General features: G+C 67.2%; 21 protein-coding genes. 5 read left to right on the forward strand and 16 right to left on the reverse strand.

Going from position 1 to position 23,117, the window contains the following annotated elements; genetic code table 11:
• Positions 1-9: 9 nt before the first annotated feature.
• The 6 genes from ABGI63_RS13750 to ABGI63_RS13775 are packed head-to-tail and all read right to left on the reverse strand — an operon-like array spanning position 10 to position 5,278.
• Positions 10-933, reverse strand: a complete 924-nt coding sequence (locus ABGI63_RS13750) for an SMODS domain-containing nucleotidyltransferase (RefSeq protein ID WP_349742960.1) — start codon at positions 931-933, stop codon at positions 10-12.
• The gene (locus ABGI63_RS13755) at positions 930-2,498 is read right to left on the reverse strand and encodes an SAVED domain-containing protein (protein WP_349742961.1); all 1,569 of its coding nucleotides are present in this window, start codon (positions 2,496-2,498) and stop codon (positions 930-932) included. The genes ABGI63_RS13750 and ABGI63_RS13755 overlap by 4 nt, the downstream gene beginning before the upstream one ends.
• Before the next feature lie 8 nt (positions 2,499-2,506).
• A complete protein-coding gene (locus tag ABGI63_RS13760; RefSeq protein ID WP_349742962.1) occupies positions 2,507-3,406 on the reverse strand; it encodes a CBASS oligonucleotide cyclase in 900 nt (299 codons plus the stop codon).
• Positions 3,406-3,906 carry an HORMA domain containing protein gene (locus tag ABGI63_RS13765; RefSeq protein ID WP_349742963.1) on the reverse strand — a complete coding sequence of 167 codons (501 nt, stop codon included), beginning with the start codon at positions 3,904-3,906 and terminating at the stop codon, positions 3,406-3,408. Before ABGI63_RS13765 ends, ABGI63_RS13760 begins: the two co-directional genes overlap by 1 nt.
• Positions 3,903-4,382 carry a hypothetical protein gene (locus tag ABGI63_RS13770; RefSeq protein ID WP_349742964.1) on the reverse strand — a complete coding sequence of 160 codons (480 nt, stop codon included), beginning with the start codon at positions 4,380-4,382 and terminating at the stop codon, positions 3,903-3,905. Before ABGI63_RS13770 ends, ABGI63_RS13765 begins: the two co-directional genes overlap by 4 nt.
• Positions 4,379-5,278 carry an AAA family ATPase gene (locus tag ABGI63_RS13775; RefSeq protein ID WP_349742965.1) on the reverse strand — a complete coding sequence of 300 codons (900 nt, stop codon included), beginning with the start codon at positions 5,276-5,278 and terminating at the stop codon, positions 4,379-4,381. Before ABGI63_RS13775 ends, ABGI63_RS13770 begins: the two co-directional genes overlap by 4 nt.
• Before the next feature lie 463 nt (positions 5,279-5,741).
• Between ABGI63_RS13775 and ABGI63_RS13780 the strand changes: the two genes are divergently transcribed.
• Both ABGI63_RS13780 and ABGI63_RS13785 read left to right on the forward strand, forming a co-directional pair.
• On the forward strand, positions 5,742-6,197 hold the full coding sequence (locus tag ABGI63_RS13780) for a hypothetical protein (protein WP_349742966.1): 456 nt from the start codon (positions 5,742-5,744) through the stop codon (positions 6,195-6,197).
• Between the two features lie 401 nt (positions 6,198-6,598).
• Positions 6,599-8,299: a DNA internalization-related competence protein ComEC/Rec2 gene (locus tag ABGI63_RS13785; protein WP_349742967.1), complete on the forward strand. Its 1,701-nt coding sequence runs from the start codon at positions 6,599-6,601 to the stop codon at positions 8,297-8,299.
• Here the strand turns inward: ABGI63_RS13785 and mltB are convergent.
• From mltB to ABGI63_RS13805, 4 genes are read right to left on the reverse strand one after another with little or no spacing between them, the layout of a single operon-like run.
• Positions 8,287-9,345, reverse strand: a complete 1,059-nt coding sequence (mltB, locus tag ABGI63_RS13790) for a lytic murein transglycosylase B (protein WP_349742968.1) — start codon at positions 9,343-9,345, stop codon at positions 8,287-8,289. The genes ABGI63_RS13785 and mltB overlap by 13 nt on opposite strands.
• Complete coding sequence (locus ABGI63_RS13795; protein WP_349742969.1) at positions 9,345-11,447, reverse strand: transglutaminase TgpA family protein; 2,103 nt, start codon at positions 11,445-11,447, stop codon at positions 9,345-9,347. Before ABGI63_RS13795 ends, mltB begins: the two co-directional genes overlap by 1 nt.
• Positions 11,444-12,448, reverse strand: coding sequence for a DUF58 domain-containing protein (locus ABGI63_RS13800; RefSeq protein WP_349742970.1), 1,005 nt, complete (start codon positions 12,446-12,448; stop codon positions 11,444-11,446). The genes ABGI63_RS13795 and ABGI63_RS13800 overlap by 4 nt, the downstream gene beginning before the upstream one ends.
• An 8-nt stretch (positions 12,449-12,456) precedes the next feature.
• A complete protein-coding gene (locus tag ABGI63_RS13805) occupies positions 12,457-13,398 on the reverse strand; it encodes an AAA family ATPase (protein WP_137941988.1) in 942 nt (313 codons plus the stop codon).
• 55 nt (positions 13,399-13,453) lie between these two features.
• Here ABGI63_RS13805 and ABGI63_RS13810 point away from each other — a divergent pair, with 55 nt between their 5' ends.
• The 3 genes from ABGI63_RS13810 to ABGI63_RS13820 are packed head-to-tail and all read left to right on the forward strand — an operon-like array spanning position 13,454 to position 17,312.
• Positions 13,454-14,389, forward strand: coding sequence for a histone deacetylase family protein (locus ABGI63_RS13810; protein WP_137941989.1), 936 nt, complete (start codon positions 13,454-13,456; stop codon positions 14,387-14,389).
• Between the two features lie 50 nt (positions 14,390-14,439).
• Entirely contained in the window at positions 14,440-15,735 is a 1,296-nt protein-coding gene (locus tag ABGI63_RS13815; RefSeq protein WP_349742971.1) for a mechanosensitive ion channel family protein, read from the forward strand.
• 53 nt (positions 15,736-15,788) lie between these two features.
• The gene (locus ABGI63_RS13820) at positions 15,789-17,312 is read left to right on the forward strand and encodes a methyl-accepting chemotaxis protein (protein ID WP_349742972.1); all 1,524 of its coding nucleotides are present in this window, start codon (positions 15,789-15,791) and stop codon (positions 17,310-17,312) included.
• Between the two features lie 13 nt (positions 17,313-17,325).
• Here the strand turns inward: ABGI63_RS13820 and ABGI63_RS13825 are convergent, their stop codons facing one another.
• From ABGI63_RS13825 to ABGI63_RS13850, 6 genes are all read right to left on the reverse strand, one after another.
• Entirely contained in the window at positions 17,326-17,493 is a 168-nt protein-coding gene (locus tag ABGI63_RS13825) for a hypothetical protein (RefSeq protein WP_171018171.1), read from the reverse strand.
• A 408-nt stretch (positions 17,494-17,901) separates the two neighbouring features.
• A complete protein-coding gene (locus ABGI63_RS13830; RefSeq protein ID WP_137941992.1) occupies positions 17,902-19,443 on the reverse strand; it encodes a fumarate hydratase in 1,542 nt (513 codons plus the stop codon).
• A 68-nt stretch (positions 19,444-19,511) separates the two neighbouring features.
• Positions 19,512-20,192: an ABC-type transport auxiliary lipoprotein family protein gene (locus tag ABGI63_RS13835; protein ID WP_349742973.1), complete on the reverse strand. Its 681-nt coding sequence runs from the start codon at positions 20,190-20,192 to the stop codon at positions 19,512-19,514.
• Positions 20,189-21,178, reverse strand: coding sequence for an MlaD family protein (locus ABGI63_RS13840; protein WP_349742974.1), 990 nt, complete (start codon positions 21,176-21,178; stop codon positions 20,189-20,191). The genes ABGI63_RS13835 and ABGI63_RS13840 overlap by 4 nt, the downstream gene beginning before the upstream one ends.
• Positions 21,168-21,944 carry an ABC transporter ATP-binding protein gene (locus ABGI63_RS13845; RefSeq protein ID WP_349742975.1) on the reverse strand — a complete coding sequence of 259 codons (777 nt, stop codon included), beginning with the start codon at positions 21,942-21,944 and terminating at the stop codon, positions 21,168-21,170. Before ABGI63_RS13845 ends, ABGI63_RS13840 begins: the two co-directional genes overlap by 11 nt.
• The gene (locus ABGI63_RS13850; protein ID WP_349742976.1) at positions 21,944-23,044 is read right to left on the reverse strand and encodes an MlaE family ABC transporter permease; all 1,101 of its coding nucleotides are present in this window, start codon (positions 23,042-23,044) and stop codon (positions 21,944-21,946) included. Before ABGI63_RS13850 ends, ABGI63_RS13845 begins: the two co-directional genes overlap by 1 nt.
• Between the last annotated feature and the right edge of the window lie 73 nt (positions 23,045-23,117).

Consider the following 23,117-nt stretch of genomic DNA (forward strand, 5'->3'; position numbering starts at 1 on the left):
TCCATTTTGTCAGCGGTTCATCGCTGCGTTCAGATGTTCCGCAGCGGCGGCATCTGTTGTCGCCTCGAAGGCACGTTGCAGGTTGTCTCTGCTAGTTGCGGCGAAGCGTTTGAAGGTCTTCATCTTCCCCATTTCAATGCCTGCAGCGACGTTGCTTCGAGTGCCGGAGATGTCCGGCACGACCATGCCGTCCCACAGGTTCATTTCGATTCCGAGCTTCGATAACCAGGTCCGCTCGCCTTTTCCATCGAAGTGGGAGATGAAATCGAGGAAGAGATAGAGGCCCTCTTCGAGTGAGCCCATACGCACCTCGCTGAACAACGTGACAGCGAGAGTCTCGACCACAAAGGAGCGGACCCGTGTGTCTTCCGGCAGCGAGCAGTTCCAGGCCTTTAACAGCTTGACCAACGGAACCAGCAGCTTGCCGTTTTCTGCGTTCGCCGCCGTGAGTGCTGCTTGATGGCGCTTCGGCGACGACTCGAACCAAGTCTCATCGGCATGGTTGCCAATCAAGATGACGTCGCTGTTCGGCCGCGCGATAGCGGGCACGCAGTCAATATGTACGTGGTCAAGTTCCAGCCGGAGTGACCGCTTCTGGGTGAACGTGGAACTCATTTGATACCCGTCGCGGAGCACTCGCGCAAACGACCGAAGCACAGCAGACGGGTTCGGCTTGTCGGCGAGGCCGAAAAAGGCACCGGACCACTGGCTAGGGTCAATCACGAAGATGACGTCAATGTCGGCAATGGGACGCAGAGCAGTATTCCGGCTGTAGCTTCCGCTGAGGTAGCAGTTGACGATGCGGTCGCCGACGCCTCGCTTGCTCAACACGTTTACGAGATGGCTGTAGCTACGACTGGCCGCCTCCTTCTGCTTAGGCGTTGGCTCGATGTCCTTTACCCATGCCCTCAAGGCTGCTTCGATGCACGTCATCTCTCGGGGTCAATTGATGGCTTCGGGGCAGCCGCGACCTCTGGGTACGACAGCGAAGGACGGTAGGAGCCGTCCACTTGGTAGGTGAAGTCGTATTCGTAGAGTGTCAGCGGCTTCATCATTGCCACCTGGCGACCAAGGTAGAAAGTGAAGGCGTTGGGCGCTGAGACGAACAGGTGGATGCGCTCGCGTCGTGCCGCTGGGCTCGCGTCGCGGTCCCGTTTGAGTTTCTCGGCAAGCTTTTCGGCGAGGGCGTTGGCATGCGCACCTGAAGACACAGCCTGCGGCGAGGCCCCGCACGACGGCTTCGCAATGAGCAGCAGGCGAACCTTGACTTGGTTCTCTTGCAGGTACTGCTTCACCGCGGCCGTAGCGTCCCTCGTGATGCTGACGGCGCATGCTGTTCCGGACGCATTTGCATCCAGCTCTTCCTCTTCGAACACCCAGCCTGGGCTGTCCTCTGCGAGCTGCTGGTCGTCGGGGGCCCAAATCTTGAGGACGGGCGAGCGTTGCTCCAGCTCGACTTGGCGGCCCGACTTTGTGTCCAAGATGGCACCGGCGGCAAAGGCGAGCGTCGCATGAGCCTCGATGGCGAGGCGCATGCGTCCTTCCGGTGCCGGAACCTTCAACAGGAAGTCTGTCAGCCTGGGAACCATGGTGTCGCGCCAGGCCGCGGTGTTTCGGATGGTGCGCTCGTCGAACTCGTGGACGAGGTTGAGCACCTTCACGCAGCGGTTCTCGAGCCGGTCTAGGGTGTGTTCGAAAGTCTTCACGCCAAACATCTTGGGTGCGTTGCTTGGCTTGACTGCCAGCAGTCCCTCCTGCGCACATTTCTCTTTGAACTCCTTCCTGTCGAAGACCATCCGCCGTTGTCCGACCCACTCGAAGATGTTCGCGTCGTAGACCGTGGTGCTTGCATTGGCAGCGGGCCTGACCAAGCCGTTCGCTCGGCACGCGTCATCGAGCAAGCCACGAAGCCCATCGAGGGAGTCGCGGGAGAGCTTGAAGCCCATGCGCAGGCACAGCGCTCGCAGCTCGTCTTCGTCGATGCCAAGGTGGTCCTGCCAGACCTTGCGCACCTTGCCGGTCGCGCTACGGACCGTCTTGCCGACGAAGAGCCCGTCTACGTCCATGTGGAGCGACTTCATTCGCAACAGCCCAAAGAGGGGGTCTTGTTCACGGGCGAAATGGTTGGTCACCAGGACGAGGCGAGAAGAACGACCTTCCGCCTTGTCCTCGCGATACGCGGCCAAGGCGCGCTGCAGCAACGACGTCGTGGTCGCATTGATGTACTCCGGTCGCGTCAAGTCCTCATGCGTGAAGGTTCCCGGCGCGGCATGCCATTTGCATTGCATGCGCTCAAGCAGCAAGGCGTTGCCACGATGGTCCTGCGGCGCGCGCGCCGGGTCGTATTCCACCCAGATGTCATCGAACCCCTTGAGGCCGGACTCGAAGCCGACTCGCACGATGGGACCTTCGTCGTCCAGCAGGCGCGCGGCATGCAGCCAGAACAGCCTTGCTTGGAACACATCGCCATCGCGGCGGGTAACGACTGCCTGGGTCATGGTGTCTTTCAGCTCAGAGGGAACATCGGCCCAAAGAGGTCACGCCATGCTTTAAGCGCATCGCCAGTCCGACCTTGACGAACCAGGTTGATAGCCCTGTCGGCCTCACTCGCGGCTTGGCGCAGTGCCTGCTGTGCTTTGGCGACGCGGGCGGCATCCATCGAGTTGCTGATGGGTGGGCCAAGACCTGCTGGGTCGGCCCAAACCTCTCCGATGCGCGTGGCCAGGGTGGAGAAGAAGCTCTGGATTTCCCTGTCGAACTGCCCGCCCCAGCCGCCGTACAGACACTGAAGGGCCATGACTTCAATGAGGAACGAGGGCTTAACAGGCTTCTCCCCGTGCTTCTTGTTGTTGTTCCAGTACTTGACCATGCGCACCAAGCCCTTCCATTCGTTGCCGTACGCCTGGTGCGCTTTGGTGGCCTTCTCCGCGTGGGTCTCGGGGTTGGTCTTAATCCACTTGCCCGAGTCGTCGTCGGGAATCTCGTAGTCGTCGCCGCTGGCGAACGCAGGCACGACGTCCACGCTCAGAATCTTGTAGTCTGTCTTGTCCTCTTCCTTGACCTCGACGCCGAAGTCGATGTTGATGGAGCGGCTCTGGCGCCGGACCGCCTTCCTGCCGTACTTCTCCACAAGCGCGGCTTCGTAGTCGTCCAGCACCACGCCTGCGCCCTTGTTGCGGTAGTGCTTCTCCGCCTCCTTCATCACGAAGAAGATGTCGATGTCCTTGAGCGGTTTGGTCTTCGTGTAGCGAGCGTAGGAGCCCGTCAAGAAGTCCCGGTCGATGGCGAACTTGCTGCGGACGTACTCCCGAACCTCGGTGTGGCGGTCTGTCGCGTTCTTCTGTTCCTTGGCGTTCAGCTCAAGGCGGCTCTTGAATTTGCGAAAAGCCTCGTCAATGGTCAGCATCAGAGCTTCCTCCAGTAGGTGGTGTTGGCGCCGAGGCCGTTGTGCTCGATGGTCGTGCCGAGGCTTTGCTGCACCATGCCTGCGGTCGAGCGAAGCTCGCAGGTACTCCAGCCTGCGACTTCGGAGTAGCCAGCAGTGCGGTGCACGACGACTCGGTATCGCGCCTCGGAAGGCATCAGCCCAGCCTTGCGGATGGCGTACTTCAGTTGCTCGGTATCCGTCCAGAAGGTGCCGGCCGAGATGTCCCAGGTGTAGGAAATGCCGACGTCCCAGCGCGTGATGAGGGCGTCAGTCTTGGGGTCGTAAATCTCAAGCCGCACGGTCTCAAGATGCCTGGACTCAATCCAGGTACTGATGCCTCGCAACAGGACTTCCCAGTCACCAACGAGCTTGCTAGGGTCCAGGCCGCTGAGGCGGATGATGTCCTTCAGGCTCTTGAGGATGTTGTCGGCGACATAGACGACCGACTGGGTGTAGGAGTAGACGGCGACTGCACTCATGATTTTAGGAACTTGTCCACGTTCAAGGTCAGACCGCCACTTGCCGCTGATTTGCCGGCCTCTGCTTCCTCACCGAGTTTTTGAATCATGTCGCGGGCGGTGATGCGACTGCTCTTTGCCTTCAAGGCTCGCTGGACCCATTCAAGGTCCTCTTCAGGGCAGGGCAGCGAAATGGCCCACTGACCCTTTAAGGGCTCGTAGCCCAGGTCGTCTTCCTTCGCGTCGCCGCCCTCGATGGCTGATTCGTCGTACAGGCAATAGACCCGTGTGCGCGGCCCGTCGCAGGTCACGACGATGGCCGCGTCCTTGGGGCCGTGTTCGGCGATGACCGAGCTGGCGATGCCGGCCACTGACAGCAGTTCCTTCTTGGCATCACTGTCCTTACCCTGCGTGAGCAACTCGACGATGAAGGCCCAGGTTTCACTGGTGTTGCGGTAGGGGGAGCTCCGCACAACTCGGCTTGCGATGGTGCTCACGACTTGCCGCCTTTCAGCCGGACCGCCTTGGCAGCCTTGGCGGCATTGACCAAGTCCTGCAGGGTTAGTTGGTTAGGGTCGACCGCCACCTGTTTACGCAAGGTCAGGGCGCTGCCGACGACCTTGCGGATTGCGCGGCCGTCGAGTCCCTGCACCTCGTGCACGAGCTTGTCGAAACCGGGTGCCGCAGACAGCTTTCCGATTGCCTTGAAGATGCCCCCAAGTTCGGTCAGGCACGACGACAGAATTTGCTGGCAGGCCAGCGCGTTCGGTCGCGGTATTTCCAGAACAAGGTCGCAGCGGGAGGTGAAGGCCTCGTCGACCGCCTGAGGGAAGTTCGAGGTCGCAACGAACAAGAGGTTCTTGTGCAGCTCGGCCAGCATATCCAGCTGCACGAGGACGGCATCTGTGGCACGGTGAACATCGACTGGATTGGCCTGCAGGCTGAGCTTGCTGCGGTCAGCGGCAAGGGTCTCCACCTCATCCAGCAGCACGATGGTCGGGCCCGCCATGGCCGACTCAGCAATGGTCTGGCCGAAGAGGGTGGTCACGGCTTTCTGCGTATTGCCCATCATGGCGCTGCCGAGGGCGTGAGGGTCGACTTCGAGCAAGCGGAAGGCCGTGCTGTCGAACACTTCAGCGGCCTTGTGTGCCAGGCCCCGTGCCAACGAAGTCTTGCCCGTGCCGGGCTCGCCAACGAGAAGGATGGTGCCGTGCAGGGGCAGAACTGTGCGGGGCACTTTCTGCCGGACCGTGAAGTTGATAATGGCTTGGCCAATCAATTGGTCCTTGATTCCCTGGTCGAGGACTATGGAATCCCAAAGCTCGCCCAACTCTGGCGAAGGCAGTTTGAGGAGGCGATGAACGCCCTTGGGAAGTTCTTCGTGCGACGCCATCCAACGCTCCTTATGCGTAGGAACCACTTTCTGAAAGTCTGGCACTCAATGTATCAGAGTGCTAGCAAAAACTAAAGGTGGGGTCCAAGAGGTTTTTCGACACTAGCTGTAGCGCAGTACAAAAACACATACTGGTGTTTTATACAACATTCAATGCCGACCAGACAACCCATCGACCACCGCCGTGACACGCAATAGCAATAGTCTCTACTGAAGGTGGCTCACTAGATGAGCCAGTTCTGAAATTTCATAGCGAGCGCGGCCCTTGATGTCATCAACTCAATTGCTTAGGTAGGCGCTTCTGCCCTCACTGTCGTCGAACAGGTAGCCCATTGACCGAGTGGCAACCTATTGAACGGATTGGTCGTCGAGCTGCTTCCTCGTCAGAAGCAAGCCGACGGCTCGCGGCGTATAAAACAGCCTTCTACACGCTTCATCGGGCCTGCGCCCAAGTGAGAACGTGATGAACCAATCGATGACCCTGGGAGCCATCCTCCGCAATTTCAAGCCCGACTATCCGGCCGAGTTCCTTCGTGCTTCCGACCAGACTGACTGCCCACATGCCCCGAGCCCGGCCGAGGTGGAGTTGGTGGAGCGGAGATGGGCTGAGGTTCGCGATGACATCAGCATTCACGTGAGGGGAAAAGCCTGCGTGGGGGCGTTTTCGGTGCTGGTGGGCACCGCGCGCTGGAATGCAGAGTCGGAGGAGCAGGAAGCCGTCCACGCGCTTCGCAGGGCTTGCTGGCCGGTGAGCGTCCCAACAGGGCTGGAATACGAGTCGAATCCGCTGCACGAGGGATGGGCTCAGATGCAGCGGTGGGCGCTCGGGGAGGACCTCCTCTTGAGCCTTCGAATGAAGGAGCACAAAATGCTCGACCAGCCGGAACTGTGGCTGGACATCAGGGCGATTCCGGCGTGATGAAGGTCGGCTGCTCGAGTGGTTTGCCGCAGCGAGGAGCCGTCTGCTCTGGTGTGGCCGTGGCGTGATTTGGGGTACGCGTAGTGATTGCGCGCAACTCATTTACGCGAGGGACATTTTTGCTTTCATCTCAATTGCGCACGGTGCCTTTTTCCTAGGAAAGCAGAAAGTGCGGAATTGCGTGTGAAAGAAGTGCTTAAAAATTAGGCAGCTTGAGTTGCTTAATTTCTGAGCATTCTCGGACGACCGAATACGTAAATCGGACGTAAGTGGGAGATTGGTTTCAGAGGAGAGTTGGGCGGTCGAAAGGCCATTGCGGCCGACTTTCGTGGAGGTCGTCGAGGGGTGCCGGGATGGCATTGCGGCCAACATAATTCGCCGCGGCGATTCCGGTGGACCTATTGCGTAGATTCCACTCAATTACGGAAAACCAGATCACACGCGCCGACTGGGGCCTGTTCCGCGACACCGGCGTCAGCCATCTGGTCGCGATCAGCGGCCTGCACATCACGATGCTGGCTTGGGCCGCCGGCTGGGCGGTGGCCGGCCTGTGGCGCCGCAGTGCCAGGTCTTGCCTGTGGCTGCCCGCGCCGAGTGCCGGGCTGTGGGCCGGCGTGGGGGTGGCGCTGGCCTATGCGCTGTTCTCGGGCTGGGGCGTGCCGGCCCAGCGCACGGTCTGGATGCTGCTGACGCTGGCGCTGCTGCGCCAGCTGGGCCTGCGCTGGCCCTGGCCGCTGAGCCTGCTGCTGGCGGCCTGCGTCGTGACGGCCATCGACCCCTGGGCGATCAGCCAGGCGGGGTTCTGGCTGTCCTTTGTCGCGGTCGGCCTGCTGATGGCCAGCGGGCCGGGCACGCTGCCGCCGGGCTGGCGGGCCCAGCTCGGCGCGGCGCTGCACAGCCAGTGGGTCGCCACGCTGGGTCTGGCGCCGCTGACCCTGCTGTTCTTCCAGCAGATCTCGGCGGTGGGTCTGCTGGCCAATCTGGTCGCGATTCCGGTGGTCAGCCTGCTGATCACGCCGCTGGCCCTGGCCGGCAGCCTGGTGCCGATGCTGTGGGACCTGGCCGTGCTGTGTCTGCAGGGGCTGATGCTGTGGCTGCGCTGGCTGGCCGGCCTGCCCTGGGCGGTCTGGCATCTGCCGGTGGCGCCGCTGTGGGCCCAGGTCTGCGGCCTGCTGGCGGCGCTGCTGCTGGTGCTGCCGCTGCCCTGGGGCTCGCGGCTGCTGGGCCTGCCGCTGGCGCTGGGCCTGCTGTGGCCGGCCGTGCCGCGGCCGGCGCCGGGCCAGGTGGAGCTGCTGGCCGCCGATGTCGGCCAGGGCACGGCCGTGCTGCTGCGCACCGCCAACCACAGCCTGCTCTATGACAGCGGCGCGCAGTACACACCCCAGGCCGATGCCGGCCAGCGGGTGCTGCTGCCGCTGCTGCGGGCGCTGGGCGTGCGCGAGCTGGACCTGCTGCTGCTGAGCCACCGCGACCAGGACCATGTCGGCGGCGCCGCCGCGCTGCTGGCCGGCCTGCCGGTGCGCGCGCTGCTGAGCTCGCTGGACGAGGGTCATGTCTTGCTGGCGGCAGGCCCGCCGCAGCGCCGCTGCGAGCGGGGCCTGCGCTGGACCTGGGACGGTGTGGACTTCGAGATCCTGCACCCACAGCCGGCCGACTACCGGCGCGAAGCTGTCAAACCCAATGCGCTGTCCTGTGTGCTGAAGCTGCGGGCCGGCACGCGCAGCCTGCTGCTGACCGGCGATATCGAGGCGGCCCAGGAGCAGAGCCTGCTGGGCCTGCCGCAGCTGCCCAGCGACTTGCTGATGCTGGCCCACCATGGCAGCCAGACGTCGTCGACGCCGGCTTTCCTGGACGCGGTGGCGCCGCGCCAGGCCTTTGTGCAGGCCGGCTACCGCAACCGCTTCGGCCATCCGGCCCCGGCCGTGCTGGCGCGACTGCAGGCGCGCGGCGTGCCGGTCTGGAACTCGGCCGACTGCGGCGCGCTGCGCTGGCGCAGCGATGCGCCCGAGCCCTCATGCCAGCGCGAGCTGGTGCGGCGCTACTGGCAGCGCACGGCGGCGATCCAGGGCGAGGCTGGCGGCGGTGACGATCAGGGTTTTTGAGCGCTGTCCCTGAAGCCGCGCAGCGTGCGCCCCAGCTCGATCACCGCATAGGCGTAGTAGCTGGACCAGTTGTAGCGGGTCAGCGCATAGAAGTTGGCGGTGCCGGCGATATAGCTGGGCGCGGCCGTGCCATTCTGCAGCTCGACCAGGGCCAGCGCGCCCTGGTGTTCGCGGCCGGCCTCCGAGAGTTCGGCACCGGCCTCGGCGAACTGGGCGGCGCTGAAGCTGGGCAGGATGTCGGGCGCCAGCAGGCGGGCCCGCTCGACGGTGTCGACCGGTACCGCCACCGTGTAATGGGTGGGCATGCCGGGCCGCCAGCCATGCTGGGCCAGGTAGTGGGCCACCGAGCCGATCGCGTCGACCGGATTGCCAATCAGGTCGACGTGGCCGTCGCCATCGAAATCGATCGCATGCTTGTTCCAGCTGCTGGGCATGAATTGCGGCCAGCCCATTGCACCCGCGTAGGAGCCTTTGACGGTCGCGGCGTCCAGCCCCTCGCGCTGGCACAGCTTCAGGAACTCGGCCAGCTCGGCGCGGAAGAACTCGCTGCGGTCGCGCCGTCCCGGCGGGAAGTCGAAACCCAGCGTCACCAGCGCGTCGAGCACGCGAAAGCCGCCGGTGATCTGGCCGTAGAAGGTCTCGACGCCGATCAGGCCGGCGATCAGCTCGGCCGGCACGCCGTACTGCGCCTCGGCCCGCGCCAGCGCGGCCTCATGGGCGGCCCAGAAGGCCAGGCCGGCCTGCAGCCGGCGCGGTTCGACGAAGCGGGCCCGGTAGGCGGCCCAGTCCTTGGCTGTGCCGGCCGGCGGCGGCATGATCAGGCGCTGCACGGTCGGCAGCTTCCTGGCCTGGGACAGCAGGCGGCGCAGGCCGGCCTCGTTCCAGCCCAGCAGTGCGGCTTGCTCGCTGGCGAAGCGCATCAGGTCTTCGCGCTCGCCGTAGAGCGCGGCGGCGGGCGGCGGTGCTGCTTGTTTCTTCTTGGTGGCTTGGGCCGGGCCGGCCAGCGCGGCGGTGATCAGGGCAAGGGTCAGGGCACGCAACAACATCAGGAGGTCTTCATGGTCTGGTGCCGCAGCATACGGCCTGCGGCACGGAACTCGCGCAGCCAGCGCCAGCGGTTCAGCCAGCCGGCCGTGTGCGCGGCACTTGGCGTGCTGCCCGCCGCATAGCGCGCGAGCTCCAGCGCCAGCAGCTGGCGCGCCAGCGGCTCGGCCGCCGCGCCGTGGCGGGCTCGCAGCAGGGCGGCCCATTGGCGCGGCGCCTGGTGGGCGGCGGCGGCAATATCGAGCCGGCGCAGCTCGCGCAGGATGGCGCCGCGCTGGCGGCTCCAGCTGTCGTGCGGCCGGGCCTGCCAGGCCGCCCAGGCCGCGCCGGCGCCGGCCAGCAGGCCGATCAGCGCGCCGACCAGCTGGCCCAGCGACTGCCAGTCGGGGCTGCGCCAGCCCAGCTTCTTCAGCAGATCGAACTGGTCGCTGCGCGAGTAGTTCAGCACATACTGCTGCCAGCGGTTGTTCAGCTGCTCCCAGCTCCGGGCGATGGCCCGCAGCCCCTGCCACAGGGCTGGGTTGACCTGGCCCAGCGCGCCGGCGAAGGCGCCGGGCGGGGGGCTCAGGGCCTGGCCCAGATTGACGCGGTCCGGCGCCACCGCGGCTGTCGGGTCCACCCGCACCCAGCCGCGCCCGGCCTGCCAGACCTCCGCCCAGGCATGGGCCTGGCTGTTGCGCACGACCAGATAGCCGTCCTGCAGCTCGCGGTCGGCGCCCTGGAAACCGGTGACGATGCGGGCCGGAATGCCCAGGGCCCGCATCACGACGACAAAGCCGGCCGAGAAATGCTCGCAAAAGCCCAGCCGGCGGTCGAACCAGAACTCGTCGATCAGATGCGGCGTCACCTCGCCGTAGCGGCCCGGGGCCAGCGTGTAGATGAACTCGGCCGTGGTGATGTGGCGCAGCACGGCGGCCACCATGGCCGGCGCATACGCGGCCTCGTCGAGTCCGGCCAGCTCGGGGCGGCGCCGCAGCTCGGCCGCCCAGCCCAGAGTGCGCGGGTTCAGCCCCTGGGGCAGCTCCAGATAGGCTTGCAGGCCCAGGGTCGGCTGCAGCGGGCCGCTGTCATAGTCGAGATAGGCCTGCTGGTTCAGGCGCAGGCGCTCGGTGATGGGCCGGGGCGCCAGCCATTGCAGGTCGACGCTGCGACGCAGCAGCAGCCCCTGCACATCCATTTCGCTGCCCGGCGCTTCGGGGCTGCTCTCCAGCAGGGGCAGCACGCTCAGACGCAGCGGCTCCATCGTCAGCTCGTAGCGCAAGACCTGGCCCCGCACCCGTGGCGCCGGCGCGCGGGTGATGAAGGGGTTGTTATTGCCGGGCAGCGGTCGCCAGCTGCGGCCGTCGAAGCGACTGAGCACCGGGCCGCGGAAGTACAGGCCTTGCGGCGGCGGCGCCGGGCCCTCGAAGCGCAGCCGCATCGCGATGCTCTCGTCGTTGGCGATCTCCGACATCGCGCCCAGTTCCATCTCGTTGGACAGCCCGGTACGGCCCACCGAGTCGCTGGGGATGCCCCATAGCGGCGCGATGCGCGGGAACAGCAGGAACAGCAGCACCATCACCGGCAGGCCCATCGCGGTGGTGCGGGCGGCCTGGGTCGCGGCCAGCTTCAGGCTGGGCTGGCCCACCGGCATCTGGGCCAGCACCAGCGCGCTCAGCAGCGCCCAGACGCTGACCAGGGTCCACAGCCCGGTCAGCAGCGACTGCGAGTACAGATACTGGGTCAGCACCAGGAAGAAGCCGAGGAAGAACACGACGAAGGCATCGCGGCGCGCGCGCAGCTCCAGCGTCTTCATCGCCATCAGCATCACCAGCATCGTGATGCCGGCCTCGCGGCCGATCAGCGTGCGGTGAGTCAGCAGGGTCAGGCCGGCCGTCACCAGCAGCAGCAGGCTCAGGCTCCAGCGCCCGGGCAGTGCCTGGCCGTTCCAGGCCAGCAGGCCGCGCCACAGCAGCATCAGCCCGGTCAGCGCCGTGCACCACAGCGGCAGATGGCTGGCATGGGGCAGGGCGGTGGCGGCGATCGCGAACAGCAGGAAGAAGGTGTCGCGGGTCTCGCGCGGCAGGTGTTGCAGCCGAGCCTTGAACGTGGCCCAGGTACTCATCGCAGCGGCTCCAGCGGCGAGCCATGGGACGGCGCCTGGGGCGCCGAGGCAAGCAGCTCCAGGCAGGCCTGGCGCTGTGCCGGCCCATGATCGGGGGGCAGTTCTTGCCCGCCCAGGCGCAGGCCGTAGGACTGGCCCAGCTGCTCGGCCAGCAGCACCCAGGCGCTCAGGCGCGAGAGCCGTGCCTCCCAGTCCAGGCCGGCGGTGTCGGCCAGGTCCAGCCAGCGCTGGCGGCTGGCCGGCGCCAGGGTCTCGCGCACCAGCAGCTGGCCGTCGGGGGCGCTGGCGGCCTTCTTCCACAGCACCTGCTTGATCGAATCGCCCTGGCGGTAGGGGCGCACCCCCTCGAAGTCCTGGCCGCGCACCATCAGCGTCGCGGCGCGCTGGCCCTCGCCGCTGCTGGCCGCCTGGCCGGGCAGGGCCGGCGGCGGCTGCTCGGGCCGGGGATAGACCCAGACCCGGGCCGCCGGCCGCCAGATGCTCCAGGCGCCGAACAGGCCGAGCGGAAAACGGGTCGAGACGCGCAGCTGCGGCAGGCTCATGAGGCCGCGCGTGGCCGCCGGGCAGCGCAGCTGCAGCAGGCTGTGGCCCAGCGCCGGCACATCGGCCCAGGCCGGCTCCGCCTCCTTGCCTGGCCGGACCTGGATGCCGATGCCATAGCGCGCCCGGCCGCTGTTGTGCAGCCTCACCTCCAGCTGCACATCGTCGCCGGCAAAGACCGGCTGCGGGCTTTTCAGGTCCAGGCTCAGGCCGCGCAGATTGGCGTGGGTGGCGTGCATCGACGCAAAACCCGCGCCGGCCAGCAGAAAGGTCAGCAGATAGCCCAGGCTCAGCTGGTCATTGATCGAGGCCAGCAGCAGCACGACCAGGGTGATGCAATAGGACAAGCCCGGCCGGCTCGGCAGGATGTAGATATTGCGCTGGCCCATCTGGTGGGTGTCGCTGAGCGGATGGCGGGCCTGCCACCAGGCCCGGGCGCGGCGTCGGAGGGACTGCACCATATCAGCGCTCAGGGAATCGGGATGGACTCGATCATGGCCCGCACCTGCTCGCGCGCGCCGCGGCCGCTGCCGGCCTTGGGTCGCAGGCGGTGGGCAATGGTCTGCGGCAGGATGGCCTGCACATCGTCGGGCGAGACATAGTCGCGCTCGTCCAGCAGGGCGCGCGCGCGTGCGGCGCGCAGCACGCCGAGGCCGGCACGCGGGCTCAGGCCTTCGACAAACCACTGGCCCGAGCGGGTCGCGGCCAGCAGGGCCTGCAGATAGTCCAGCAGGGCCGGCGCCGCATGGATCTCGCGCACGGCGGCCTGGGCCGCCAGCAGCTCGCCGGGCTGCATCACCGCAGCCAGCGCACGGATCGCCTCGCGGCTGTCCTGGCCCATCAGCAGCTCGCGCTCGGCCTTCTCGTCCGGATAGCCCAGCGAGATGCACATCAGGAAGCGGTCCAGCTGCGACTCGGGCAGCGGGTAGGTGCCGAGCTGCTCGCTGGGGTTTTGCGTCGCGATCACGAAGAAGGGTTGGGGCAGGGCATGGGTCTGGCCGTCGACGCTGACCTGGTTCTCCTCCATCGCCTCCAGCAGCGCGCTCTGGGTCTTGGGGCCGGCGCGGTTGATCTCGTCGGCCAGCAGCACCTGGGCGAATACCGGCCCGGGGTGGAAGGCGAAGCCGCCGCGCTCGCGCTCGTAGACCGAGACGCCCAGCAGATCGGAGGGCATCAGGTCGGAGGTGAACTGCACGCGCGAGAAGCGCAGGCCCATCGAGACGGACAGGGTATGGGCCAGCGTGGTCTTGCCGACCCCGGGCAGGTCTTCGATCAGCAGATGGCCGCCGGCGATCAGGCAGGCCACGCAGTCGCGGATCTGGGTCGGCTTGCCGCGGATGATCGTGCTAATCTGGTGCTGCAGCGTCTTGAGTTGCTGGAACAGCTGGTGCTTGGTGGCTTGGTCGCTCATGCTCGGACATTAACTCAAAACACGCCGCGCCACCCTGACTGCCGCGCCCTCCTGCATGCCCACTGCCTACCTCAGCCACCCCGACTGCCGCCGCCACGATATGGGCGCCGGCCACCCCGAATGTCCGCAGCGCCTGGACGCGATCGAGGACTGGCTGATCGGCAGCGGACTGGATGTCGCGCTGGAGCGCCATGAGGCGCCGAGCGTGCGTCTGTCGGATGTGGAGCTGGCCCATACCCATGGCTATGTGGCCCAGCTGCGCGACACGCTGGAGTCGCTGGCCGCCACGGGCGAGTCGCGTGCCATCGACCCCGACACCATCGCCAATCCCCACACCTGGTCGGCCGCCTTGCGCGCCGCCGGCGCGGCGGTGCAGGCCACCGATCTGGTGATCGACGGCCAGGTCGAGAATGCCTTCTGCTCGGTGCGCCCGCCGGGCCACCATGCGACGCGCGACCAGAGCATGGGCTTTTGCTTTTTCAACAATGTCGCGATCGCGGCCCGCCATGCGCTTGATGTGCGCGGGCTGCAGCGTGTCGCGGTGGTGGACTTCGATGTGCACCACGGCAATGGCACCGAGGACATCCTGGCCGGCGACGAGCGCGTGCTGATGGTCAGCATCTTCCAGCACCCGCTCTATCCCTATTGCGGCGCCGTGCCCAAGGGCGAGAACATGATCAATGTGCCGGTGCCGGCCTACACCCGCGGCGGCGAGATCCGCGAAATGATAGAGGCGATGTGGATGCCGGCGCTGGAGCGTTTCAAGCCCGAGATGATCTTCATCTCGGCCGGCTTCGACGCCCACCGCGACGACGATCTGGGCCAGCTGGGCCTGGTCGAGGCCGACTACGAGTGGATCACCTGGCGCATCAAGGAGCTGGCCGAGCGCCATGCCCAGGGCCGCATCGTCTCCTGCCTGGAGGGCGGCTACCACCTGGGCGCGCTGGCGCGCAGCGTCGGCGTGCATCTGCGCGTGCTGGCCGGGGTCTGAGCCCGGCGCGACTTTTATGATGCGGCGCCGCCCGGCGGCCGCCCCGACGAATGAACCATCATCCCCTGACTTTTGACGAATTGCAGACGCTGCTGGCGTCCTTGCTGCAGCCTGCGGCGCTGACCGAGCTGGCCCTGGTGCTGGCCTGCCTGGGCCTGGCCTGGCTGGTGGTCTGGCGCCTGCGCGGCCGCCAGCCCCAGCCGCCCTCGGTGCTGTTTGGCCGCCAGCTGTTCGACGGCGTGCTGTTCCCGCTGCTGGCGCTGGCGCTGGCCTGGGGCGCGCGGCGGGCGCTGCCGCTGCTGGGCGTGCCGGTGGCGGTGTTCAAGGTCGTGATCCCGGTGCTGATCTCGCTGGCGGTGATACGGCTGACGGTGCGGGTGCTGAGCGCGGCGCTGCCCAGCTCGGGCTGGGTCAAGCTGATCGAGCGCACCGTCTCCTGGCTGGCCTGGGGCGGCTCCATCCTGTGGATCACCGGCCTGCTGCCGGTGCTGATGGCGGAGCTCGACGACATCAAGTGGAAGATCGGTGCCAGCCAGGTCAGCCTGCGCGCGCTGATCGAGGGCAGCCTCAGCGCGGTGCTGGTGATGGTGCTGGCGCTGTGGGTCTCGTCGGTGATCGAGGCGCGGCTGCTGCGCAATGTGACCACCGATCTGTCGCTGCGCAAGATCGGCGTCAACCTGACCCGCTCGCTCCTGATCTTTGTCGGCCTGCTGCTGGCGCTGACGGCGGCCGGCATCGACCTGACCGCGCTGGGCGTGCTGGGCGGCGCGATCGGCGTGGGCATAGGGCTGGGTCTGCAGAAGCTGGCGGCCAACTATGTGAGCGGCTTCGTGATCCTGGCCGAGCGTTCGCTGCGCATCGGCGATATGGTGATGGTGGACGGCTTCGAGGGCCGCATCAGCGACATCAAGACCCGCTACACGGTGATACGCGCGCTCAACGGCCGCGAGTCGGTCGTGCCCAACGAGATGCTGATCACGCAGCGGGTCGAGAACTCCTCGCTGGCCGATCCGCGCGTCTCGGTGGTCACGACCGTGCAGGTGGCCTATGGCACCGATGTCGAGACCCTGATGCCGCGCATGGTCGAGGAGATCATGAAGGTGCCGCGCGTGCTGCATGACCCGGCGCCCGGCGTGCTGCTGCGCGAGTTTGCGGCCGACGGGCTGACCCTGCAGATCGGCTTCTGGATCGAGGATCCGCACAACGGTCAGCTGGGCGTGCGCTCCCAGGTCAATCTGGCCATCCTGCGTCTGTTCGATGCGCTGGGCATCGAGATCCCATTCCCGCAGCGGGTTGTGCACCAAGCGCGCAATAGTGCCGATTCGGCGACCCTGCCACCCCCCTGAGCCAGGGGCTCCTGCCTACTATCTCGGTTTTGTCGACAAAGCAGGGGATGGTTATGCGATTCATGCAGCGGGTGATGTTGTCCTTGGCGGTGCCGGCCGGCTTGGTGCTGGTGCTGGGCGCGGCCGTCAGCGTCGGCACCTACTCGGTGGAGCGCCAGCTGGGCGACTACTTCACGCATGAAGACGCCTTGTCGGCCGAGGTCAACGAGATGTATGCCCAGGGCCTGCAGATGGGCCAGGCGTTGCGCAATATCGTGCTGGACCCGGCCAACAAGAAGGCCTACGAGAACCTCGATGGCGCCGCCAAGGCCTATGACAAGGCTGCCGGCGCGGCCGAGGCGGCCGCCTCGCCCGAGCAGCTGAGCAAGCTGCGTGCGATGGCCGCACTGCGCAGCCGCCTGGCCGAGATGCAGCAGCAGGTGCTGGCCCAGGTGCAGCAGGATGCCGCCGCTGCCGCCCTGCTGCTGAACAAGCAGGAAACCCCGGCCTGGCGCGAGCTGCGCGCCGAGCTCTTGGAGCTCAAGAAAATCACCGGCGCCGACAAGGAAGGCGCGCGCCAGGAAGCCGCCGCCGCGATGAGCTCGGCGCGCTGGACCGTGCTGAGCCTGGCGCTGCTGAGCCTGGCGGTCTGCATCGCCTTTCTGGTCAGCCTGCGCCGCTGCGTGCAGCGCGAACTGGGTGGCGATCCGGCCACCGCACGCCAGGTGCTGGAGCGGGTGGCGGCCGGCGATCTGCTGGCCGAGGTGCCGGTGGCCGCCGGTGACAGCAGCTCGATGATGGCGGCGCTGCAGCGCACCCGCGATTCGCTGCGGGCGCTGGTCACCGATGTCAACCAGTCGGCGCAAAGCATCGCTTTGGCCTCCAGCGAGATCGCGGCCGGCAACCAGGATCTGTCCAGCCGCACCGAGCATCAGGCCAGCAGCCTGCAGCAGACCGCCTCGTCGATGGATCAGCTGACTTCGACCGTGCAGCACAACGCCGAGTCGGCCCGCCAGGCCACCCAGCTCGCGGCCACCGCCAGCGGCGTGGCCAGCCAGGGCGGCGCGGCGGTCGGTCAGGTGGTGGGCACGATGGATGCGATCAGTGCGCAGAGCAAGAAGATCGCCGACATCACCTCGGTGATCGACGGCATCGCCTTCCAGACCAATATCCTGGCGCTGAACGCGGCCGTCGAGGCGGCGCGGGCCGGCGAGCAGGGTCGCGGTTTCGCGGTCGTCGCCTCCGAGGTGCGCTCGCTGGCCCAGCGCTCGGCCGCTGCCGCACGCGAGATCAAGAGCCTGATCAGCGAGAACGTCGACAAGGTCGAGGACGGCGCGCGCCAGGTCCAGCGCGCCGGCCAGACCATGGGCGAGCTGGTCACCCAGGTGCAGCGGGTCTCGGGCCTGATCAGCGAGATCTCGGTGGCCACCGGCGAGCAAAGCGGCGGCATCCAGCAGGTCAGCCTGGCCGTGGGTCAACTCGACGAGGTGACCCAGCAGAACGCCGCGCTGGTCGAACAGAGCACCGCCGCGGCCCAAAGCCTGAGCCAGCAGGCCGAGCGCCTGAGCGCGCTGGTCAAGGTGTTCCGGCTGGCCTGAGGCCGGGCCTGGCTCAGTCCGGCCGGCGGTGCTGGTAGCGCCACCAGGCGGTCAGCGCCGCCGCCGCCATCAGCAGCGTCGCGCTGAAGGCCGCCGGCGTACCCAGCAAGGCCAGGCTCAGCAAGGCCGCTGCCGCATAGAGCGCCGGCAGCTTCTCGTACCAATACTTTGAAATCCACATCGTTCGCCCTCCCATGGCGCAGTAGGAGGTTCTGGCTGCGGTCCGCCGATGTCATCGTGCTGCGGCCGCGCCGCCTTGCTGGCGACCTCCCTGGCGGCATCGTCGCCGAAGGAGCGCCCGGCCGCCATCCCGCCAAGGGGGGCGCCCAAGCAAGGGGGTGGCGAGGCCCGGCCGCGCTCGCGGACCATGCTAAGCCTCAGGCAGGCAGTGCCAACGGAGCCTGCGCTCCGTGAGTTGCCTCACGGGCGCCCCGGGCGCTGGCGAAGAACGTCGCTTTTCTGAGGTGTGGCCAGGATATGAGCGGTCCGACGCTGATCGCTCATGCCGATGCCGCGACTCGGACAGTCAAAGAAAAAGCCACCGCTGGGCGGTGGCTTCGTCAAAGAGCGGGAGTGGCCGCAGCCGGGCTCAGCCCGCCGCCACCGGAATCTTCACCGCCTTGCCCGAGGCGATGCGCTCCTTCCACTCGGCCGGGCCGGTGTCGTGGGCGTTGGTGCCGTTCGAATCGACGGCCACCGTGACCGGCATATCGGTCACGTCGAACTCGTAGATCGCTTCCATGCCCAGGTCCTCGAAGCCCAGCACCTTGGCGGCCTTGATGGCCTTGGAGACCAGGTAGGCGGAGCCGCCGACGGCCATCAGGTAGGCGGCCTTGTTGTCGCGGATCGCGTCGATCGCCACAGGGCCGCGCTCCGACTTGCCGATCATCACGGTCAGGCCGGTCTTCTCCAGCATCATGCGGGTGAAACCGTCCATCCGCGTGGCGGTGGTCGGGCCGGCCGGGCCGACCACTTCATCGCGCACCGGATCGACCGGGCCGACGTAATAGATCGCGCGGTTCGTGAAGTCCACCGGCAGCTTTTCGCCCTTGGCCAGCATGTCGGCGATGCGCTTGTGCGCGGCGTCGCGGCCGGTCAGCATCTTGCCGTTCAGCAGCAGGGTGTCGCCGGCCTTCCAGCTGGCAATCTCTTCGCGGCTCAGCGCGTTCAGGTCGACGCGACGGCTCTTGTTGTAGTCGGGCGCCCATTTGACGTCGGGCCACAGGTCCAGGCTGGGCGCTTCCAGGTACGTGGGGCCGGAGCCGTCGAGCACGAAGTGGGCGTGGCGGGTGGCGGCGCAGTTGGGGATCATCGCGACCGGCTTGCTGGCGGCATGGGTCGGGTAGGTCTTGATCTTGATGTCCAAGACGGTGGTCAGGCCGCCCAGGCCCTGGGCGCCGATGCCCAGCGCGTTGACCTTCTCGTAGAGCTCGATGCGCAGCTCTTCGAGCTTGTTCTGCGGGCCGCGTTCCAGCAGCTCGTACATATCGATGTCGTCCATCAAGGACTCCTTGGCCATCAGCATGGCTTTCTCGGCCGTGCCGCCGACACCGATGCCCAGCATGCCCGGCGGGCACCAGCCGGCGCCCATCTGCGGCACGGTCTTCAGCACCCAGTCGACCAGGTTGTCGTTCGGGTTCATCATCACGAACTTGCTCTTGTTCTCCGAGCCGCCGCCCTTGGCGGCCACCATCACATCGACGGTATTGCCGGGCACGATGCTGACGCTGATCACCGCCGGCGTGTTGTCCTTGGTGTTCTTGCGCTCGAACAGCGGGTCGTTGAGCACCGAGGCGCGCAGCTTGTTGTCGGGGTGGTTGTAGGCGCGGCGCACGCCCTCGTTGACGGCATCCTCCAGCGAGCCGGGGAAGCCCTCGAAGCGCACATCCATGCCCACCTTCAGGAACACATTGACGATGCCGGTGTCCTGGCAGATCGGGCGGCGGCCTTCGGCGCACATCTTCGAGTTGGTCAGGATCTGCGCGATCGCGTCCTTGGCGGCGGCGCTCTGCTCGCGCTCATAGGCACGGGCCAGATGCTGGATGTAGTCGGTCGGGTGGTAGTAGCTGATGTACTGCAGGGCGGCAGCCACGCTGTCGACGAGGTCGTCGTGCTTGATCGCGGTGGTCATGATGAGGCGGGTCCGGGTTTGTAAGGCTGGCGGGATTTTAGCGAGGCCAGCTTTCCCCCTGCTTGCGCTCAGCCGGCCGGTGCCGGTGCTGCGGGTGGGCTGACCTTGGCCGCACGCGCCAGCTCGGTCTCCAGCCAGGGCAGCAGCGCATCGAAGCTCTGGCTCAGCGCCTGCGACAGCGCCTGCGCGGCGCCGGCGGCGCTGGCGCTCCTGGCAGGCACCTCGGCGTCGAAACGCCGGCGCGCGACGCGCTGGCGGCTGCGGCGGTCGAACAGCTCCAGGGTCAGCGCCAGCTTCGCGCTGCCGGGCTCGCTGCCGACCTCGTGATGCAGGCTGGAGATGCCCACGGTCAGCAGCCAGTCGGCGCGCATCGGGTCGCCCAGCAGGCCCACCGCGCCGGCGATGCCGCGCGCCTCCAGGCGCTGCTGCAGCAGGCGCGGCACCTGGCGCACCGGCTGCTCCACCCAGCTGCCCTGCTGGTAGAAGGCGAACTCATGGGCTCGCTTTGAGTAGGCCATCGACACCGTGTCGGCCATCGCATTGGCCGGCAACTGCTGGATCAGCAGCGCGGCGACCAGTGGGGCGGGCAGTCGTTCGGCGGTGCCGGCGCCCTCGTCATGCAGGCGGTACAGGGCCTGCAAGGGTGCATCGCCGCCGCCCACCGAGACGCAGGCGCTTAGCAGCGGCGACAGGCCCAGGCCCAGCAGCAGCTGGCGCCGCAGAAGGACTTCGTGATTGGCAGCGCTCATGGCTTCTTCTCCCCGGGGCCGAGTTGTTGTGTGCTGGGCCCCAGCAGGGCCGCGCGCGGATCGCGCAGGCGGTCGAACACGCGGGTGGCGGCGTCGATCGACAGGCGCAGCTCGGACATCGCGACGCTCAGCTGGTCGTCGACCCCGCTGGCCGTGTCCTCAAGCCGGCGCGCGGTCGCGACCGACTGGGTCTGCAGCGCCTCGACCGCCTTGGCCGTCTGGCCGAGCGCCTGGCGGGCCTCGACCAGGGTGCGCTCGGTCTCGGTCAGCGTGCCGTCCAGGCGGCTGCCCATGCGCTCGACCGCCGCGGTGATGCGCTCGCCCGAGCCGCTCAGCTGGGTGGCGGCCTGGCCCACGCTCTCGGCCGCCGCGCCGGTCTGCGCCAGCGTGCGATCCAGGGCGCCGAGCCGGCTGTTCAGGCCTTGCGAGAGCTGGCGCAGATTGCGTATCGTCGCCATCACCTCGTCACGGTTCTCGCTGCTGAGCAGCTGGTTGACGCTGGACAGCGTGGTCGCGGCCATCTCGCCGACCTGCTGGACCCGGCCGGTGATCACATCCAGATCAGAGCGGCCTTCCTTGATCAGCGGGTAGCTCTCGCCCTCGGCCACCTGCACCAGCGGCTCGCCCGGCGGCTCGGGCGTGATCAGCGTGATCGCGGCGATGCCGGTGACGAAGTTGCGGGTCACGACGGCCACCGTGTTGGTCAACACCGGCGCGCGGCCGTCGACCCGCAGCTCGACCCGGACCCGGTTGAACTTGCTGGCGGCCAGCGAATAGTCCTCGACCCGGCCGATCTTGATGCCGCGCAGCGAGACATCGGCGCCGACCTGCAGGCCGTCGAGCGCCTGCTGCTCGAAGTGGATCGCGTAGCGCTTGAAATCGCCCTGGCCGCCGACCTTGCTGAGCCACAGCACGGCGACGATCAGGGCCGCCAGCAGGGCCAGCACGATCGCGCCGACCCGGGTGTAGCGGGCTTCAGCTTCCATGGCTTTGAACTCCTTGAACTGTGAGGCGCGCAGAGAAGTACTCGCGCAGCCATTCATCGTCGATTGCCATCACCTGCTGCACCGGCCCGTCGGCCAGCACCCTGGATCGGGCCAGCGCGATCAGCCGGTCGACCGAGCCCAGCAAGGTGTCCAGATCATGGGTGACGAGAAAGACCGTCAGGCCCAGATCATCGACCAGGGAGCGCACCAGCCGGTCGAAGGCGCGCGCGGTGATCGGGTCCAGCCCCGAGGTCGGCTCGTCCAGGAACAGGATCTCGGGCTCCAGCGCGATCGCGCGGGCCAGCGCCGCCCGCTTGCGCATGCCGCCCGAGAGCTCGCTGGGCATCTTGGCCCCGGCCTCCGGCGGCAGACCGGCCTGGTGCAGGCGCAGCGCCACCAGCGCCTTGATGGTGGCCGGGTCCAGCGCCGTGTGTTCGCTCAGCGGCACCGCGATGTTCTGCGCCACCGTCAGCGAGGAGAACAGCGCGCCATCCTGGAACATCATGCCGAAGCGCCGTCGCACGGCGGCCAGCTCGTCGGCTGGCGCATTCCACATCTCGGTGCCCAGCAGCCGCACCTGGCCGGCCGTCGGCCGCTGCAGGCCTATCATCTCGCGCAGCAGCACCGATTTGCCGGTGCCGCTGGCGCCAATCATGCCGACCAGGGTGCCGCGTTCGACCGTGAAGCTGACGCCGTCGTGCACCGTCTGCGCGCCGAAACGGGTGACGATGTTCTCCAGCTCGATGACCTTGTCGTCGCCCGCCATCACCAGCCCAGGGTCTGCAAGAGGATGGCAAAGCCGGCGTCCAGCAATATCACCGCGACGATGCCCTGCACCACGGTCGAGGTGGTGGCCGCGCCGACCGCGCGGGTGTCCTTGCCCACCGTCATGCCCATGCGGGCGCCGATCACCGCGATCACCAGCGCAAACACCGGCGCCTTGGACAGGCCCACCAGCACATGGCGCAGGTCCAGCGACTCGCGCAGCCGTGCCAGGAAGGCGCCGGGCGTGATGCCCAGCATGGGATCGGCGATCGCCATCGCGCCAAGGATGCTCATCACGTCGCCGACAAAGACCAGCAGCGGCAGCACCAGCATCAGGGCCAGCACGCGCGGTAGCACCAGCACCTGCATGGTCGACAGGCCCAGGGTCTGGATCGCATCGGTCTCCTCGGTCAGCCGCATCGCGCCGAGCTGGGCGGTGAAGGAGGCGCCAGAGCGGCCCGCGACGATGACCGCGACGATGATGGGCGCGAATTCGCGCGTCGCGCCGATCGCGACGCCGTCGACGACAAAGATATTAGCGCCGTACTGCTCGGCCTGCAGGCCCAGCAGATAGGCGATCACGACGCCGATCAGCAGGGTCACCAGGGCCACCACCGGCACGGCATTGAGCCCCGTCTGCTCGACCTGCACGGTCAGCTCGCGCAGGCGCAGCAGGCGTGGCCGCCGCAGCGCCTCGCCCAGCGCCACCATCGTGGCGCCGAAGAAGTTCAGATGGCCCAGCAGCAGCGCGCGCAAGTCCAGGGTCTGGCGACCCAGCTGGGCCAGCGCCGTCGGCGGTGGCGCCACCTGCGGCGGTGCTGCCGCCCGCAGATGCTCGCGCACCCGTTCGATGATGCGCGCCGGCACCTCGGCCAGCCCATGCCAGCCTGCTTGCCGGGGCAGGGCGCGCAGCAGCACCAGGGCCGCCGCCGAGTCGATTTCGGCCAGCTCGGTCGCATCGACGCTCAGCGCCTCGGGCAGCTGCAGTTCGCGCAGGGCCTGTTCGATCTCGGCCAGATGCACCATGCGCCAGGCACCGCGCAGCGCCAGGCGGAGTTGTGGGCCACTCGTGTCCAGGGTGTACCAGGGGCTGATCGGCATGCCGGCAGCATAGCCCAGGGGCATGAACCCGGGATGAAGGCCGGTGCCCCGATGGGCGTCTCCTACAATCAAG

Origin of the sequence: Roseateles cavernae, from assembly GCF_040187885.1 — a bacterium.
Lineage (GTDB): Bacteria > Pseudomonadota > Gammaproteobacteria > Burkholderiales > Burkholderiaceae_C > Roseateles_E > Roseateles_E cavernae.

Coding starts and splice junctions, on each gene's coding strand:
- ABGI63_RS13750 (WP_349742960.1), bottom strand. CDS start 933: ATGACGTGCATCGAAGCAGCCTTGAGGGCATGGGTAAAGGACATCGAG.
- ABGI63_RS13755 (WP_349742961.1), bottom strand. CDS start 2,498: ATGACCCAGGCAGTCGTTACCCGCCGCGATGGCGATGTGTTCCAAGCA.
- ABGI63_RS13760 (WP_349742962.1), bottom strand. CDS start 3,406: ATGCTGACCATTGACGAGGCTTTTCGCAAATTCAAGAGCCGCCTTGAG.
- ABGI63_RS13765 (WP_349742963.1), bottom strand. CDS start 3,906: ATGAGTGCAGTCGCCGTCTACTCCTACACCCAGTCGGTCGTCTATGTC.
- ABGI63_RS13775 (WP_349742965.1), bottom strand. CDS start 5,278: ATGGCGTCGCACGAAGAACTTCCCAAGGGCGTTCATCGCCTCCTCAAA.
- ABGI63_RS13780 (WP_349742966.1), top strand. CDS start 5,742: ATGAACCAATCGATGACCCTGGGAGCCATCCTCCGCAATTTCAAGCCC.
- mltB (WP_349742968.1), bottom strand. CDS start 9,345: ATGTTGTTGCGTGCCCTGACCCTTGCCCTGATCACCGCCGCGCTGGCC.
- ABGI63_RS13795 (WP_349742969.1), bottom strand. CDS start 11,447: ATGAGTACCTGGGCCACGTTCAAGGCTCGGCTGCAACACCTGCCGCGC.
- ABGI63_RS13800 (WP_349742970.1), bottom strand. CDS start 12,448: ATGGTGCAGTCCCTCCGACGCCGCGCCCGGGCCTGGTGGCAGGCCCGC.
- ABGI63_RS13805 (WP_137941988.1), bottom strand. CDS start 13,398: ATGAGCGACCAAGCCACCAAGCACCAGCTGTTCCAGCAACTCAAGACG.
- ABGI63_RS13810 (WP_137941989.1), top strand. CDS start 13,454: ATGCCCACTGCCTACCTCAGCCACCCCGACTGCCGCCGCCACGATATG.
- ABGI63_RS13815 (WP_349742971.1), top strand. CDS start 14,440: ATGAACCATCATCCCCTGACTTTTGACGAATTGCAGACGCTGCTGGCG.
- ABGI63_RS13820 (WP_349742972.1), top strand. CDS start 15,789: ATGCGATTCATGCAGCGGGTGATGTTGTCCTTGGCGGTGCCGGCCGGC.
- ABGI63_RS13825 (WP_171018171.1), bottom strand. CDS start 17,493: ATGTGGATTTCAAAGTATTGGTACGAGAAGCTGCCGGCGCTCTATGCG.
- ABGI63_RS13830 (WP_137941992.1), bottom strand. CDS start 19,443: ATGACCACCGCGATCAAGCACGACGACCTCGTCGACAGCGTGGCTGCC.
- ABGI63_RS13835 (WP_349742973.1), bottom strand. CDS start 20,192: ATGAGCGCTGCCAATCACGAAGTCCTTCTGCGGCGCCAGCTGCTGCTG.
- ABGI63_RS13840 (WP_349742974.1), bottom strand. CDS start 21,178: ATGGAAGCTGAAGCCCGCTACACCCGGGTCGGCGCGATCGTGCTGGCC.
- ABGI63_RS13845 (WP_349742975.1), bottom strand. CDS start 21,944: ATGGCGGGCGACGACAAGGTCATCGAGCTGGAGAACATCGTCACCCGT.
- ABGI63_RS13850 (WP_349742976.1), bottom strand. CDS start 23,044: ATGCCGATCAGCCCCTGGTACACCCTGGACACGAGTGGCCCACAACTC.